Annotated in this window: 15 protein-coding genes and 2 tRNA genes; 2 read left to right on the top strand and 15 right to left on the bottom strand. The window is 41.7% G+C overall.

Annotation, left to right across the window (positions count from 1 at the left end):
- Positions 1 to 283: 283 nt before the first annotated feature.
- From atpG to M886_RS17600, 14 genes are all read right to left on the bottom strand, one after another.
- A complete protein-coding gene (gene atpG / locus M886_RS18165) occupies positions 284 to 451 on the bottom strand; it encodes a V-type ATP synthase subunit G (RefSeq protein ID WP_048037701.1) in 168 nt (55 codons plus the stop codon).
- Positions 452 to 464: 13 nt separating this feature from the next.
- Positions 465 to 1,094 (bottom strand): V-type ATP synthase subunit D, encoded by a 630-nt coding sequence (locus M886_RS01090; protein ID WP_175413404.1) that lies wholly within the window; start codon positions 1,092 to 1,094, stop codon positions 465 to 467.
- Between the two features lie 5 nt (positions 1,095 to 1,099).
- Positions 1,100 to 2,482 (bottom strand): ATP synthase subunit B, encoded by a 1,383-nt coding sequence (locus M886_RS01095; RefSeq protein WP_015411348.1) that lies wholly within the window; start codon positions 2,480 to 2,482, stop codon positions 1,100 to 1,102.
- 1 nt (position 2,483) lies between these two features.
- On the bottom strand, positions 2,484 to 4,220 hold the full coding sequence (locus tag M886_RS01100; RefSeq protein WP_011032730.1) for an ATP synthase subunit A: 1,737 nt from the start codon (positions 4,218 to 4,220) through the stop codon (positions 2,484 to 2,486).
- The gene (locus M886_RS01105; RefSeq protein WP_011032731.1) at positions 4,211 to 4,516 is read right to left on the bottom strand and encodes a V-type ATP synthase subunit F; all 306 of its coding nucleotides are present in this window, start codon (positions 4,514 to 4,516) and stop codon (positions 4,211 to 4,213) included. Before M886_RS01105 ends, M886_RS01100 begins: the two co-directional genes overlap by 10 nt.
- The gene (locus tag M886_RS01110; RefSeq protein ID WP_011032732.1) at positions 4,516 to 5,598 is read right to left on the bottom strand and encodes a V-type ATP synthase subunit C; all 1,083 of its coding nucleotides are present in this window, start codon (positions 5,596 to 5,598) and stop codon (positions 4,516 to 4,518) included. Before M886_RS01110 ends, M886_RS01105 begins: the two co-directional genes overlap by 1 nt.
- Before the next feature lie 6 nt (positions 5,599 to 5,604).
- Positions 5,605 to 6,156, bottom strand: coding sequence for a V-type ATP synthase subunit E (locus tag M886_RS01115; RefSeq protein ID WP_011032733.1), 552 nt, complete (start codon positions 6,154 to 6,156; stop codon positions 5,605 to 5,607).
- Between the two features lie 208 nt (positions 6,157 to 6,364).
- On the bottom strand, positions 6,365 to 6,607 hold the full coding sequence (locus M886_RS01120) for a hypothetical protein (protein WP_011032734.1): 243 nt from the start codon (positions 6,605 to 6,607) through the stop codon (positions 6,365 to 6,367).
- 4 nt (positions 6,608 to 6,611) lie between these two features.
- Positions 6,612 to 8,561, bottom strand: a complete 1,950-nt coding sequence (locus tag M886_RS01125; protein WP_175413370.1) for a V-type ATP synthase subunit I — start codon at positions 8,559 to 8,561, stop codon at positions 6,612 to 6,614.
- Entirely contained in the window at positions 8,554 to 8,883 is a 330-nt protein-coding gene (ahaH, locus tag M886_RS01130; RefSeq protein ID WP_015411352.1) for an ATP synthase archaeal subunit H, read from the bottom strand. Before ahaH ends, M886_RS01125 begins: the two co-directional genes overlap by 8 nt.
- A 1,271-nt stretch (positions 8,884 to 10,154) precedes the next feature.
- Positions 10,155 to 11,336: a radical SAM protein gene (locus tag M886_RS01135; protein ID WP_015411353.1), complete on the bottom strand. Its 1,182-nt coding sequence runs from the start codon at positions 11,334 to 11,336 to the stop codon at positions 10,155 to 10,157.
- Between the two features lie 174 nt (positions 11,337 to 11,510).
- Positions 11,511 to 12,398 carry a geranylfarnesyl diphosphate synthase gene (locus M886_RS01140; protein WP_015411354.1) on the bottom strand — a complete coding sequence of 296 codons (888 nt, stop codon included), beginning with the start codon at positions 12,396 to 12,398 and terminating at the stop codon, positions 11,511 to 11,513.
- Positions 12,374 to 12,754 carry a cytochrome c maturation protein CcmE domain-containing protein gene (locus M886_RS01145; RefSeq protein WP_015411355.1) on the bottom strand — a complete coding sequence of 127 codons (381 nt, stop codon included), beginning with the start codon at positions 12,752 to 12,754 and terminating at the stop codon, positions 12,374 to 12,376. The genes M886_RS01140 and M886_RS01145 overlap by 25 nt, the downstream gene beginning before the upstream one ends.
- Before the next feature lie 25 nt (positions 12,755 to 12,779).
- Positions 12,780 to 12,884 carry a CcmD family protein gene (locus tag M886_RS17600; protein WP_080503024.1) on the bottom strand — a complete coding sequence of 35 codons (105 nt, stop codon included), beginning with the start codon at positions 12,882 to 12,884 and terminating at the stop codon, positions 12,780 to 12,782.
- Positions 12,885 to 13,942: 1,058 nt separating this feature from the next.
- Between M886_RS17600 and M886_RS01150 the strand changes: the two genes are divergently transcribed.
- Positions 13,943 to 14,014: transfer RNA gene (locus tag M886_RS01150), tRNA-Gly, on the top strand.
- A 68-nt stretch (positions 14,015 to 14,082) separates the two neighbouring features.
- Positions 14,083 to 14,167 (top strand) — tRNA-Leu (locus M886_RS01155).
- 226 nt (positions 14,168 to 14,393) lie between these two features.
- Here M886_RS01155 and M886_RS01160 read toward each other — a convergent pair.
- Positions 14,394 to 15,923 (bottom strand): MBL fold metallo-hydrolase, encoded by a 1,530-nt coding sequence (locus tag M886_RS01160; RefSeq protein WP_048050496.1) that lies wholly within the window; start codon positions 15,921 to 15,923, stop codon positions 14,394 to 14,396.
- Positions 15,924 to 15,970: the final 47 nt, after the last annotated feature.

Genomic DNA, 15,970 nt, shown 5'->3' on the forward strand with positions numbered 1-15,970 from the left:
AGGAAAAACAATAACACAATTCAGGAAAAACAATAACACAATTCAGGAAAAACAATAACACAATTCAGGAAAAACAATAACACAATTCAGGAAAAACAATAACACAATTCAGGAAAAACAATAACACAATTCAGGAAAAATGACAACATTATCAAGGAAAAACGATAAAACTGTTTAGAAAAACTGATAACTTGGACTAAAAAAGCATAATAATTACAAGTATAATTGGAGAGCCTGAAACAAAAATTTGTGACATGATTCAGGATAAAATTGCCCTGTCATGTCACATAAAATTTGGAGAAATTGTTTTAATTATAATGATGAACCCTATAACCATCATTAAAAGGGAAATCCTCCAGGCCACCTGCAACAGGCGGGCCTGGTTTTTGGGTTCACCTAACTTCATTACTGCTCTTTCAACCAGATTAGGTCGATCGTCGCATTCTGCCATGTTCAAATCAAACTTAATCTCTCATTCTTGCCTTGACTCTCTTCAGCCTGAAGGTGTTTTCTCTTTCCATCTCTTCAAGCATGAAGCGGATGTACTTCATGGTATCAATGAGTTCGGGAATCACCTTGAATTCCAGAGCGTTAACACGCCTCTTGGTCTTCTCGATCTCATCAAGGAGCCTTTTCATTGTAGTCTCAAGCTCTGCTGCAGTGATGATCTTTTCTACAAGGTCCTCGTAGGCATCAGCAGTTTCATCAATATATGAATTTGTTCCGATAATACCATATCCCCTCTCATAGAGGGACTTGCGGACACCTGTAGAGCTGATCTTTGGCACCACAACACCCATGATGTTGTGCCCTGAAAGCTGGATTTCAGGGGATTCTTTTGCTGTAAAGGCGGTTGACCTTACTGCAACCATTCCATTTACAGCAGAGGCAAGATTGATTTTTTCAGTACTCTTTGCAAAGGCAGCATCCAGCTCGGTTCTGACATTCCTTGCTTCGTTAAGGATCTTGAAGAACTCAAGGATCAGACCGTCTCTTTTCATCTTCAGGAGCTTGTGCCCACTTTCAGAGAGCTTGATCTTTTTCTTGAGATTAATTAACTCCGAACGAGTTGGTTTTACGTCCTGCTGAGCCATGGCAATCACTTAGCCTTTCTGTGTGCCGGGTGATATTTCTGGATATATTTGTTGTCAATCCTACCCAACTGGTTTTCAGGAAGGTGAGTGAGAATCTGCCATCCGATCTCCAGAGTATCCTCGATTGTCCTGTTTTCGTTTCTGCCCTGACGGACAAACTTGTCCTCAAACAGGTCGGCAAACTCGAGGAACTTGGTGTCTCTTTCTGACAGAGCTTCCTTACCGACGATTGCCACCAGACCTCTCAGGTCACGCCCTTCTGCATAACCTGCATACATCTGGTCAGAAACCGCCTTGTGGTCTTCTCTTGTCTTGCCGGCTCCGATACCGGAGTTCATCAGCCTTGACAGGGACGGCAGCACATTAATTGGCGGGTAAATACCCTTCCTGTGCAGTTCCCTGGCAACCACAATCTGGCCTTCGGTAATATAACCGGACAGGTCAGGAATCGGGTGGGTAATGTCATCACCAGGCATTGAGAGGATCGGAATCTGAGTAACGGATCCCTTGGCACCTTTGACAATACCTGCACGCTCGTAGAGGGTTGCAAGGTCAGTATACATGTAACCCGGGTACCCACGGCGACCAGGAACTTCGTTACGGGCGGCACCCATCTGACGGAGAGCTTCTGCATAGTTTGTAATGTCAGTCAGAATTACGAGAACGTGCATGCCGTGTTCGTACGCGAGGTATTCGGCTGCTGTGAGAGCCATACGCGGGGTAACGATACGTTCGACAGCAGGGTCGTCTGCAAGGTTAAGGAACACAACTGCCCTTTCCAGTGCGCCGGTTTTCTCAAAGTCGCTCATGAAATACTGGGCTTCTTCATTGGTGATACCCATTGCTGCGAAAACTACTGCGAAAGCAGATTCGGAACCGGGCACAGAAGCCTGCCTTGCAATCTGCAGGGCGATTTCATTGTGTGGGAGACCTGATGCTGAGAAAATAGGCAGTTTCTGCCCACGAACCAGGGTATTTGTCCCGTCAATTGTGGAGATACCTGTCTGGATAAAGTCCTTTGGAGGCAGCCTGGCGTAAGGGTTCATTGCGGCACCGTTGATGTCCAGCAACTGGTCTGGAACGATCCTAGGTCCACCGTCCCTTGGTTCTCCTGAACCGGACAGGATCCTGCCGAGAAGATCGACGGATGCGGGAAGCTTCAGAGTTTCACCGGTGAAAATTACACCGCAGTCCTTGTCAAGCCCACCAGTACCTTCGAAAACCTGGACAACCACAATGTCAGCGGAAGAGTCCAGCACCTGTCCTCTGCGAACAGTTCCATCACCCATCTTAATGTTAACGATTTCATTATAACCTACAGGCTCTGTTTTCTCGACAAAAATAAGAGGCCCTGCAATCTGAGTGATCGTCTTGTACTCTTTTGCCATCTTATTTACCTCCCAGGGCTGCAAACTCTTTATCCATCTTTGCAAGAACAGCATTCAAAGAGCCTTCGAAGTCCTCTTCGAACTTAACTTTGGGAAGCTCGTCCTTTGACTGCATCTTGAGAATTTCCGAAGAAAGTACACCTGATTTCAGGGCGTCCATTGCAGCGTCTCCCCATTTCATGATGGCTTTCATGATCTTATACTGTTTTTCGAACGGGCTGTATGTGTCGATCGGGTGGAATGCATTCTGCTGCAAGAAGATTTCCCTTATCATACGGGTAATTTCAAGCAGAAGCTGCTGTTCTTCAGGCAGAGCATCAGAACCGACAAGCTGCACGATTTCCTGCAATTCGGATTCTGTCTGCAGCATATCCATTGCCCTTTCTCTCATAGGGACGTAGTCCGGAGCCACATTTTCGGTAAACCAGTCATTGAGGTCTTCCTTATACAGGCTGTAGCTGTTCAGCCAGTTAATTGCCGGGAAGTGGCGCTTCTGGGATAACTTTGCATCCAGAGCCCAGAACACCTTCACGATACGCAGAGTGTTCTGAGTAACAGGTTCGGAGAAGTCACCGCCAGGTGGAGATACTGCACCGATAGCAGTAATTGAACCTTTCTCACCGCAGAGTGTTTCGGCAACACCGGCACGCTCGTAGAATTCTGCCAGCCTTGCAGACAGGTATGCCGGGTAACCTTCTTCACCAGGCATTTCTTCAAGACGGGAGGAAATTTCTCTCATGGCTTCTGCCCACCTTGAGGTGGAGTCTGCCATCAGGGAGACGTCATAGCCCATGTCACGGAAGTATTCCGCAAGTGTCATTCCTGTATAAACAGATGCTTCTCTTGCAGCCACAGGCATGTTTGAAGTGTTAGCGACAAGGATGGTACGCTCCATGAGCGGCCTTCCGGTCTGCGGGTCTTCAAGTTCCGGGAACTCCCACAGAACATCTGCCATCTCGTTTCCACGTTCACCGCAGCCGATGTAGACCACAATCTCAGTGTCACTCCACTTTGAAAGCTGCTGCTGAGTAACGGTTTTGCCCGACCCGAAAGGTCCTGGAATTGCAGCAGTTCCTCCCTTTGCGACAGGGAAAAGTCCGTCAAGGATTCTCTGCCCTGTGACCAGAGGCTTTTCAGGAGTAAGTTTTCTCTTTACCGGCCTTGGTTTTCTGACTGGCCATCTCTGCATCATCTGCAGTTCTGTTCCATCAGTCAAGGTACAGATGGTATCTACGACAGTGAAGCTTCCGCTCTTTATGTCGGCGACTGTTCCGGAAATGTCAGGACGAACCATAATTTTGTGTTCAATGTTCACAGTTTCCTGTACAACACCGATAACATCTCCACCAATTACACGGTCGCCTTTTTTGACAACGGGCTTAAACTCCCAGAGTTTTTTGTGGTCAAGCCCATCTGCAGTGACACCTCTACCAATAAAACCGCCCGTCCTTTCCAGAAGGACATGCAGTGGCCTCTGAACCCCATCATAAATACTGGAAAGAAGACCTGGACCAAGCTCCACGGCAAGAGACATACCTGTAGTGACACAGGGTTCTCCCGGCCTGACGCCGCCTGTCTCTTCGTATACCTGGATGATGGTTTTGTCTCCTACTATTTGGATGACTTCGCCCATCAGCCCTTCGTTACCGACTTTGCAAAGGTCATACATCTTTGCATCCAAGCCGATAGCGGTGACGACAGGCCCAGCCACACGATAAATTTCACCTTTTACTTCCACAGATCAACACCTACCGCTTGTTTTATTTTTTCTCTTAAACTCGTTGAGCCTGATCCGCTGCCTCCTAGCGCTACTACTGTAGGCTGGACAGACTCGTTTAAGTTCTTCCTTAGAACTTCCGGCAGATTACCAATGTCATCATTATGCATTACAAGAATCCCGACACTTTTATCCTCAAGCACAGACCTTACAGCTGACTCAGTAGCCGGGATATCAGGGGTTTCATAAACCTTACTGATGCCGGCCAGCCTGAACCCTGTAACGAATTCGCTCTTTCCGATCACTGCTAACTCCATTAGATAATCACCAACTGGTCTTTGATTAACTCATCACTGAGGCCAGTCTCTTTACCCCTGAAAATGATCCGGAGATTTGTAGCCTCATTATTTTTATGAATGATATAGTCCAGAATAGGTACAACTGTGATCGGAGATACATGCGAAAGAATTGTTGAAGATTCAAGATAATATCTAGTGAGCCTGCTTTCAAGGGTAGTCAGAGAAATCATATCCGGACCTACAACGCCTGAAATCGCTTCCCAGTATTGAGTTCTTTGAAGCTCATTGACAAATTCGTCATATGGTAGAGCTGCCAGTTTCTCGATCTTTAGCTCGAGACCACCTTCAATCATGAGAGGCATGATTTCATCAGGCTGCATAACACCTGCTTTTTTCAGCCTGAACAGGTTGATTAGATTCTTAACGTCTACTTCCAATCTGACAACCTGAGCGAAAAGCTTACGGTCCTTAGATCTTGGTTTCCCGATTGCTTCAAACAAGTCTGCATAATATATCTTGTCAAGTTCGTTTTCTATGTATGCTAGGTTAGTTCCGTCAAACTTCTGCAGCAGGGGATAGTACTCAGTATGTTTCAGGGCCTCAACGATTTCCTGATATGTGGCCTTGGCTGCAAGTTCTGACATAGAAGTGTAAGTAAACTCCCCGGCAGCAATAAGAGATTCCAGGATATCTTCAACAGATGCGTTGTAGATTTTCCCACGGAGAAGTGTTTTAATGTTCCAGATGTCGTATCTTTTCAGATATGCGACAATCAGATAATTTAATTCTCCGGAGGTAATTCTTACCAACTTATCATAAGTGAGCGCAAGATTCCTGTTCAATGCGTGTTCTGCCAGGTCGCCACCACTGTATTTCATTGCCAGTTCGTCAACGTCGTTTTTGTATTCAGACTCTTGGATAAAGCGGGTAATTTCATCGATTCCCATGTTGAGAAGCCGGGGATACGATTCTTTAGGGAGCAACTTACTTTTCATCGCGCGGACACGGGTTACGGCATAAGCATAGTTTGAACTGCCCTTTTTCTTTTTATCGGATTTTCGTGAGGGTTTTTTCCCCCAGAGATTCTCCAAAAGCCGCATCGAACATCACCCGTATAATATATCAGATATCTGCTTCAATGAACGTTCATAAACGCTTTTCAGGATTGAATCGTATGTGAAATCTAACCTGACTGTCCTGTCCTCGTTTTCCAGAACAATTCCGCCAATAGAATCTATATTGCCAGCATAAGATAGAGAAGTTAACTTCTTAACAAGCTCTTCTGACTCCTTAGAAGAATAAGCTCTAGCGCCGCTAGCTTCATGCTTGTCGAGAATACTTTTTAACAGCTCTTCTTTTTTGGATGCCGGCATTGACTTAATATTTTCAACTGTCTGGTTATAAACGGTATCTAGAAGTTCCTTACGCTTGTTAAGCGTAATTCTTTTAACTTCCAGGTTTGCACTTGATATGACCTGCTGGTGCAGACTTTGGAGGTCCTCTTCCGCCTTGGCAAGGCTGTCTCCGAGCGTCTTCTTCTGAATTTCTTTAGCTTCATTAATTATCTCGGAGGCCTTTGCATCGCCTTCGGCTTTAATACGGGAAACCTCAGCTCTTGCACCCTCTTGGATGTCTTTTACAACGATCTCTAGTCCCATGCTTACACCTCCAAATAAATTTAGAGCAAAAAAGTGCTCTAAAGCCTAGAGCAAAACTCTAAGCTGCTTAGAGTGCAACGATACCTAAGGGGAACTTAGAGCATTATTAACGCTCCAGGTCTGCCTGGTAGAGAAAAAAGTCCAGGTAAACTTAAAGCAATGCTCTAAGAAATTTAAGAGCGAAATACGCTCTTAAATTTAAGTAAAATCACTGGTTGATAAGCAATGCAACGACAAGACCGAAGATAACGATGGTTTCTGGAATGACAGTAAGAATAAGACCCTTACCGAATAATCCTTCGTTTTCTGCCATTGCGCCGATTGCTGCTGTACCGATGTCTTTTTCAGCTATTGCAGATGCAAGACCAGTTACTGCGATTGCGATTGCTGCACCGAGTGCTTTCATTCCTGCTGCGTCCAAAAAGAGACCTGTTGATGCTGCGTCTACCATGTTTTTATTCCTCCGTGTATTTTCTTATGTATCCGAATGGATTGAATTTTCTGCCCCCGCCTTCATAGAATTTTCCAAAGAATTCTACATACTGCAACCTGAGTGCGTGCAGTCCAGGAGCGATGATACTCAGAATAGTGTTAAGACCATGTCCGAGTATGAATACAATTATTGCAGCTATTGCTGCGGCACCGATCTGAGAGTGATCAGGCCAAATCATTTCGAAAGCAATATCATTTACCGTACCTGCAATGTAAATCGAAGACAGACCGACTGCGATAATACGAGCATACGAAAGTGCATTACCCATAAGAGATGGCAACTCGATCGGACCTTTGATACCTTCACCCATGGTGAGCATCACAACTCCGATAACTAGAATAAGAGCACCTGCATAGGTGAACACTTGAATGCCGCCAAAATAGCCGAGAACTGCAACGAGCACACCAAGCTCGATAATGATCCAACTGCCTTTTTCTAGGACCGCGTGTTTAATCCCGTGGTGCCTGGCGATGTTTGAAAACCCGAACAGGAAACCGAGATTTAAGTGAATCAGTCCTACCAAGACACTTATTGCTATCATAGTCATTACCATGTGAGACCTGTGGATTGGGAAAGTAAATTCCTCGCCTCCTATGCTTTCGAAGAGAGTTATAGTTTCCCAGCCCGGAATCAAACCTGCTGCCATACCATGTGCGGTATGTGAACTTGCAAGCGAGAATCCAAGGAACTCACCATAAAGAACTCCAAAGATAATTGTCCATATCTGACAATAGATAAGAATATTCATTAGAGGCTTCACTGCATCTGACTTTACCAGTTTTTTAATTGCCAGAGCAAGTGACCCCAGTATTATTGCATATCCGATGTCTCCGAGAATCATACCATATATCAGCGGGAAGGTTATGAAAATCGCTGAAGATGGGTCGAGTTCAGTATATTTGGGCCTGGAATACAGATCCATAATTTCCTGCATCGGTGCCACAACTTTTGAATTGTTGTATTTGACAGGGGCATGTTCTTCTTCCTCGTGATGAAGTTCGAGGCTTGTAACATATGCCTTGCCATTAGTGGCACTGTTAACTACACTTACAATCTTATCAAAATCCTCGGTGGCAGTCCATCCGTCGATTATGAATGCGTTTGCAGATGTAGCTATTCTAAGAGGCAGTTCTGCTTTCTGACTCTCGATACTCAGAACCTCGTCGCTGGCAAGGATGAAATCGGCGTACTTGACTTTCAAGGACTCGATTTCGCCTTTTAAGGATTCGATCCTTCTGGTGACTTCGGCTTCTTTCTGTTCAATGAACCTTAACAGCTCGCTTGGGACACCACCTCTTTCCGGAACTCTAAGTTCTTTGAATCCAAGACCCTGAAGTAATTCGTAAACTTTGTCGGCATCATTTTTAGCTACAAACAGTACAACTGCTTTTGACTGAGGGTCATAGTACAGCTCGTAAGCTTTGGTGATGCTCGAAATCTGACTTTCTTCCAGGCTACCTTTTACAGTACCTGCGAAAACCTTGAGGCTTTCGTAGCCACGGTAATATTCGAAGTCGAGATTAATGGACAGATAAGGCAGGATTTCCCTTTTCTGGGCATCCAGGTCTTTCAATTCATTTTCAAGCTGGGAGATTGTTTCCGTCTTAGCTGAAATTGTCCTATCCAGTTCATTCAACTTCGTGTCAAGTTCGCGCAGAACAGCGTCAGATTTCTGAACTACCGGTTTTTTGCTTTCAATCCCCAAATAATTGGCGATGGAACGGATCTTCACAAGCTTTTTCGAGACTTCTTCTCCGTTTTTAAATGGCTTGCTGATCTTAAAACCAGACTCGTCTTCGACAAAATCTTCTATGTGAAAGAGATTAATATCATGTAATGCATCGATGGTTTCTTCTAAAATGCTTTTATGCCCGACAATAACGGCCCTTGTCATCTCTTTAGGTCTACTCATTAAGGACCGCCCTCTCAAACTCCTGTACTAGGTAATTGACGGATTTGTCGATATTAGCTTGAGCTTTTTGGGACATGGCTATTGCGTTTTTTTCACCATCGTTGACGATCTTATCTCTTTCCTCCAGGATCTTTTCTTCACCTACTTTAAAAGAGTCTTGTGCAGCTTTATGTGCATCAATTTCGGCCTGTTTCAGGATCTCCCTGGCTTCGGCCCTGGCATCGGAGATGCGCTTGTTTTTCGCTTCAATGGCTTCATCAACCATTAATTTAGCGCTCTCTTCCGCTTTTTTTATTTCGGATAAGATTTCATTTTTAGCCATGTGAATCTCCGTCTCTCAAAATTTAATATATAAATTAATAATTAAAAATCCCTACTCCAATGGAGGTAGTTAACAAATCCTTCGTGAAAGAACTATATAACAGCTTCGGTTTTATCGAAGAGGATTAAAATAACTGTAATGATTATTCATGATATATTAAATTTGCAGGAAATTATTAAGAAATTAAAAAATATAAATAACAAAATATATGGTTAAAATCCAAAAGATTAAATATAACAGTAAAAAATAATTAAATAGAAACAGTAGAATATAATTAAATGATAAAAAATCAGGTTTCACCACCAAAAAAAAAGATCAGAGTACGGAATAAATCTATTCTCCAAACCTGTATTCAGGAGATGCTTTTAAGGATCTTTTTAAAATAAATAAGAAGTTACTGAATTGACGTAAGACTTTGTAAAATAAATTCCAAATTAAGAATTAGTAAGAAAACATATCTCTCACTGCGCTCAGGATCAGAATATTTAAAGCAGATTTAAAAAAGAAAAAAATAAATTTATTAACAGTAAGGAATTATTACAATACGGGTAATCAAATAATTTAGAGCCTGAAGGCTCAGACCTTTTCTCCACAGAGTGTGAATATTATTTTAGGAAGAAATAAAACTTATTTAAATAGATCCGTTAAACAGAAATAAATTGTGGAATTCTAAAAATAAAAATATTTCCACAAATTCTGAGGTTAAAGAACCCCGTTGAAATAAAAAGGAGACAGGATAAAGGGTTAATGAATGAACAATATTTTAGAAAGAAAATGATAATATAATTACTGGAAATTTAAACCTGGCTTTAAAACCAGGAAAAAAACTGCAGGAGAGAAAAGGGGGTAAGGGATGACAAAAAGAAAAAACTTCCTGATCAAAGCCAAAGAAAAAAGACAGGGAACAGGTAAATCTCTTTTGAAAGGAAATTAAAATTTTTATAAAATTTTAAAAAATCTTTAAAAAATAATTAGAGAGAAAAATTAATTAAAACATGAAAAAAATCGACTGAAAGCATAATTAATTAAAATATATAAAAATTAATTAAAAGTGAGAAATCAATTCAAATTTGTAAAAATTAGTAAGAAGTGATAGATAAATAGAAACTTTTTAAAAATTAATTAAAAATAAATTAATTAAAAATAAATTAATTAAAATAATTTAATTAAAAATATATTAGTTAAAATAAGTGAATTAAAAATAGATTAATTAAAATAAGTGAATTAAAATCTTTAATTAAATTTTAAAGATTTAATTAACTTAAAAGGTTTTATTTAACCCTGTATGGAATTCTGGATCCGGTGGGGATGGTATGTATATACTTCTTCCTGAAATCCGGATTTCGCATCATGCAGTAAGCTGCATTATCTTTCTTATACGCGCTGTGTTTACCCATGCGCTTCCAGATAGTTTCCAGAGGCTCCTCGCATATGTTTCCAAAAGAAAGCGGAGTATACGCACAGGGCATGACCTCTCCGTCAGATGCAACATGCATCCAGCGCCTTCCAGCAAAGCACCCGAAAAGCTCAGGACCCATAAAATAGGGAAAAGCTGTGACCCTGGGACCTTCAGGTTTGTTGTTCATTGTTATCTGGAAATCCTTAAGCCTGGATACATCCTTATCGCTTATTACTTCATCCTCGTGTTCAAGCCAGCGTCCTACTGCAATGATTTCATAAATTGACATTTCTTTTACGTTCAGCTCAGCTGCGAGGGAATAGAAATCTTCAAGATCATCAATATTGTGCGGGGAAACAACAACAAACATGTCTGTAAGGATTCCGGCAGCATCTGCATTTTTAATCCCGTCGATCGCGTCTCTGTATGCGCCGTTACGACCTCTGATACGGTCATGCTCGGCTTCAAGAGGACTGTCCAGGCTGATCCTGGCGGCATACAGGCCTGCAGCTTTAAGTGCAGCAGCTCGCTCTTCGGATAGTTTGAAGCCTGAAGTCAAACATGTGGCAATTGCTTTTGTTTTGTCTACCCTTGAGACCATATCAACGAGATCGTTTCTGATCATCGTCTCTCCGCCGTCGAAGGCGACCAGATAGGACCCAAGTTCAATGCTCTGATCAACAGCATTGCAGATTTCATCAAGCGTCAATTCCTTTTCAGGCTTTATGCCGGCTGCCCCACAGTGGATACAGTTATTTGGACATCGGGCAGTAATCCCTATTGTAAATTGATCCGGGACACGTTTTTTCCTTATGGCTGCAATTTCAGCGCTTATAACCCGGCTAAAAACAGGGCCGGGAATAGGAGGAATCCAGGTAGAAAATATAATCTCGTCTTCGTTTATTGAAATTGGTTTTTCTTCCGAAAAAATATTATTTATACGTTTCAGAAAGGGTTTTACAATATGGGAAAGAGGTCCTTCTGCGTCGAGCACCACCTTTTCATTTTCAGTGCTGGCGTTTACCTTAATCACCGGACTATCATACACTTTCATGGATACACCTGGTAAAGTTAATGGCAAAGCTGAAGCCTGCCAGGGTTTTTAGTTAAGAGATCAAATAATATCATTCTAAGATTGTAGATGTAGAAATTAGATAGAACCAATTCATTTTAGAGAACCAATTCATTTTAAAGAACCAATTCATTTTTCAGGACAGTTTAAGGTTTGTCAGAGGTTCTCAAGCATGTCGACGGTTATATAATCCGTAATCTGGAACAGCTTGTCTCTTGCAGGACATTCTCTGAACGTTTCGAGGGTTTCTTTTGCGGCAGCAACATGCAACTTTACGCAGTCAATTGACTTTTTGAGAGCTTCTTCCTTTGACGTGCTTTTCATATAGATGTGCGGCAGGGTTTCGGATGTGAATTTAGACTCCTTTCCCTCGACAACCTCAAGGAATTCAAGGATATCATCAACAATCTGGTATGCCGTTCCGAGGGCATTTCCGAAATGACTGAAACGTTCTGCAAGCTCTTCTTCAGCTCCGCCCGTATAAGCCCCGATGGATGCACTGATTGCGAATAGAGAAGCCGTCTTTTTATAGATGCATTTAAAGTAATCATTTTCTCCGAAACTCTCATCTTCAAGCTTCAGGTCAAGGACTTCTCCTTCTGCCATGTCCATCCCTGCTTTCCCAAAGTCCTGAATAACTTTTTCCCCATAAGGAGAAATGAAAGCAATTGATTTTGCAATAAGATAGTCTCCGCAGAGCAGGGCTCTTGAAGGCCCGAATTTTTCAGGAGCCGAAGGAAGGTTTCTTCGGACAAGCCCCTGATCCAGCAGGTCATCGTGAATTAAGGAAGCCGAATGCATCATTTCAACTGCCAGAGCTGCATTAAGGCTCCGGGAATACGAGCCTGAACAGATCTCGCTGACCAGAAGGAGGATAATTGGCCGAATTCTTTTTCCTCCGGAATGACAGACATGCTCAACCATTTTTTTTAAGCCAGGATCCTCTATAAGAGTGATAGATTCTTTTATTCCGGCTTCTACATATCTGTATTCTTCCCATTCTTCAATATTCATCAGTATTACTCCGTGTACTTTGACGGGCATCCGGTAACTATCTTATTTGCCTCAAAGGTAGATTCGGAAATCATTGATCCTCTGATGGTCACCTGTTTTCCTTCAGCAAGGTTGGAAGGTAAGTTTCCTACATAATTTACATGTATCTTAAGGTTTTCATCGTTTTCATCTTTCAGGTCGAATGATGTCACACCGGGGTCTTTATGAAGGCTCCTGTCTTCTACAACTCCCATAGCATTTATATTCTGCCCGGAGTAGTCCTGGGGATTGGCGAGGAGCTCAGATACTGCGATGTATCTTTCCGAAGAGTCAACTCCATAGAGCCCTATAAGAATCACACCAGCAATAAAAGAAACTGCAAGCAATGATTTCTTTTTTTTATTCATACTAAAATCCCGTATGACTCAATCATTACATTAACCTTTTGTTAAGCTCTGCATATGTCCTGAATAGCGAAAGGAGGTATGCAAATATAAGAATCCAGCTTACTGCAAATGCCAGAATTGAGGGTTCCATTCATATCACGTCTTTACATTATCAGTTTCTTCAACTTCTACTGGAGCCAGGGCAGCATAAGAGAAGAAAGATGGTTTTGAGAACTTATGTCTGGCCCTATATAAGAGTATATATTCCTTATCAAGAAATAAATTGATAGGATAGCAGAAAAAAAGCAAGGTTTACTTCTTAACCTTTGGAATAATAACATCGACTTTCCCTGGAAGAGAAGAATATTGTTTTCACAGTAAAAGCATCAGGGGTGAATAATTATAATTTAGATTATTTACAAAGAAAACTATTGAAATTAAGTACTTTTTTTCCATAATGTAGCAAAAATAGAGAGTTTAACTGAAAAACCGGTTAATTATAAGGAGAAAATATATTGTTCAGTTAAAGATATATTTGGTGTAATTTACTCCAGGATATTTGTATTAAAAATTCTATTTTTACGGCAAGCAAGGTTAACAATAAAATATAATTGTCCATATAAAACTAAAATATATAATAATAAGAAGATTTAGCAACCTGTAATCAAAGTCCGGCATAATAACTATAACTTGAAGGCATGAGAAGCTGCATGCAGCATGGAGAAAAACATATGAAAAGAAACAAAATACCAAACATATGAAAAGGAACAAAAATACCGGGAAAAGAACAATAGGTATGATAGATAGATATGATAGATAGATATGATAGATAAATACATAGATATGGTTTTTGAGAAATCAACATCATAGTATCTTCCTGAAAAGGAGCATTTTCCTGAATGAAACCGGATAAGCCAGAAATTCAAATTGCAGGATGAAACCCAGAAAGAAAATTTCCAGAAATACGGAACAACCAGCAAGTTGATCCTGATCAACCTGCCAGCTAAATAACCGGGGCCACCCGAAATTAAAGAAGAGGATTTTCAGAGACGATCACGAAAGTCTATAAACACAGTGAAATAAATAAAAAAGAAGAAAAAAGGAAGTAAAAGAAGGAAAAAAACTACAAAAACTTTGAGATGTATAAAAAGTAGGCAATTTCAAGCGAAAACGTTATATTTGACAAATACCTCTAGTGTGTTGCAGTTTGCGTTGATGGTCTAGCGGCTATGACTTGGGCCTTCCAAGCCCAAAACCCGGGTTCGAATCCCGGTCGGCGCATTTAATATTTTTCAATTAGTTTTAAACTATCTTTTCTTACTGTTTTGTATAAACTAAACAACATTAGTGCGAGGGTTGCCCAGCCAGGTCAAAGGCGATGGGCTTAGGACCCATTTTCGTAGGAATTCGTGCGTTCGAATCGCACCCCTCGCACTTATATTTAAAGTAACCGAGATCTAAATTTTTAATACGATATTGTATGAGTTATTCATAACCCATTCGCAGAAAACTTAACCACAGAAAAAAATCGGATTTCCCATTTATCCGATTTTGAACCTGCTTCAGTCATTTGTCAGTAAAACTGATAGTAGGTTTTAGGGATATCAGAAGAATAATTGTTCATTATTATCCATTATTATTTATTAATATCCATTAAAATTTACAGAGCTTTTCTTGCAAAGTACCTCTCTGAGCTAGAATGTTCAACAAGTTTCCCGTTTTCAAGCACGGATATGGAACCGTGACCGCAGCAAACAAGACACTTCTTGCCTTTTTTAACAAGTTCGGAATCCAGTTCCTGTATAAGAGAAAGTAGAGCATTCCTTTCCTCTTTTGCAAGGCTGCTGTCCACATTTACCGAAGTCATAAGATAATCAGCCAGTACATTATATTCCGTCCTCTCCGGGCTTAAGCTCCTGAAATTGATCACAGCGTCCTGAGGAAAAAGCAGGCCTTCTTCCGGGCAGAGATAGAATATTTCCCCATGCATGTGCCCTCCAAGGCCCTGAAGAGCTTCAAACTCAAGATCTCCTATAGTAAAACAGGAAACAACCGGAAAAGCGCCCCTTTTCTCTATTTCCTTATCCTGGGATGAAATTTCCGGAAAAAGGATTACATTTGAAGGAGGGGTGAACCTTGAGAAGAGGTTAATCATTTTCGTATAAACTTCTTCCAGGATACATCCCTGGTTGCTGGACCCATAAGCCCTGCTGGTTTCCCGTGTAATTTTCAGGGTTTCCCGGTTCAGATAGGAAGGGGCAGAGAAAAAGCCGGCAGCTCCGCAGTGGTCAGCATCTGCATGAGTAATATAGATCCTTTTAAGCAGGCTCAGGTCCCCAAGCCCATAGTGCTGGAGCATGTTAACGACATCAGGCTGGTATATTCCATAACCGGCATCAATCATGACCTTTTCTCCAGGGGTATCGAAAAGATAGATATTTCCCCCACAGGGAAGCTGGAAGCAGAAAAGTTCAATCTCTTTATTTATCCTGACCCTCTGCACATCGGCATAAAACCCTTCACCTGAGGTCCTGCGGAGGGTTTCCCCGACTTTAAGGATATTCTCAAAGACCTCTACAGGGTCTTTTTTCAGGTTTGAGAGCTCCTGAGCGATGTGGTTGATATCATGAAGAAATTTCATTAAAAAATCGTCTTCAGCATTTCTAAGATAGTACCTCAATTTCTGGGCAAGCCGGAGGTAAAAAACCGTATCATCGAGCTTTTCGCCTGTTGTATCATACTCTACAATCTCAAGCCTGTACTTTGACTTGAGCCTGTTAAGGAGAGAATCTATAAGGTCAGTATTTTCAATATTCAGGCTCACGACAAGCCTTTCGGGATGATGTCCCCTATCATCAAAATCAAGGAAAGTAATATTTGCCCCTGAAGAAGTGGTATGGTTCAGGAAATCAAATAAAGCTCCGGGGCAGTTAGGGAGATAAACATTGAATTTAAGGAAAGCTACGGGATGCAGAGAGGTCTGGAGGTAACCTATTCTTTCCAGCTCCTCACGAATATTTTCATAAGCCCCTGAAGCAGCAGCTACCTCAAAGAAGACAATGTTCCTGTCAATTCTCCGGTCATACTGTATCCGGTTGATGTTTCCTTCATACCGTGTGATAATCTCGGCTGCCCTGTGAAGTGCTCCTGGCTCATCAGGCATTGAGGCAATAAAAGAGAACTGTTCCATGAAACATCCCCTGATCAGATTGGAACGTTTTTTCTGATAATTAAAAT

This window comes from Methanosarcina soligelidi, from assembly GCF_000744315.1.
Classification (GTDB): Archaea; Halobacteriota; Methanosarcinia; order Methanosarcinales; family Methanosarcinaceae; genus Methanosarcina; species Methanosarcina mazei.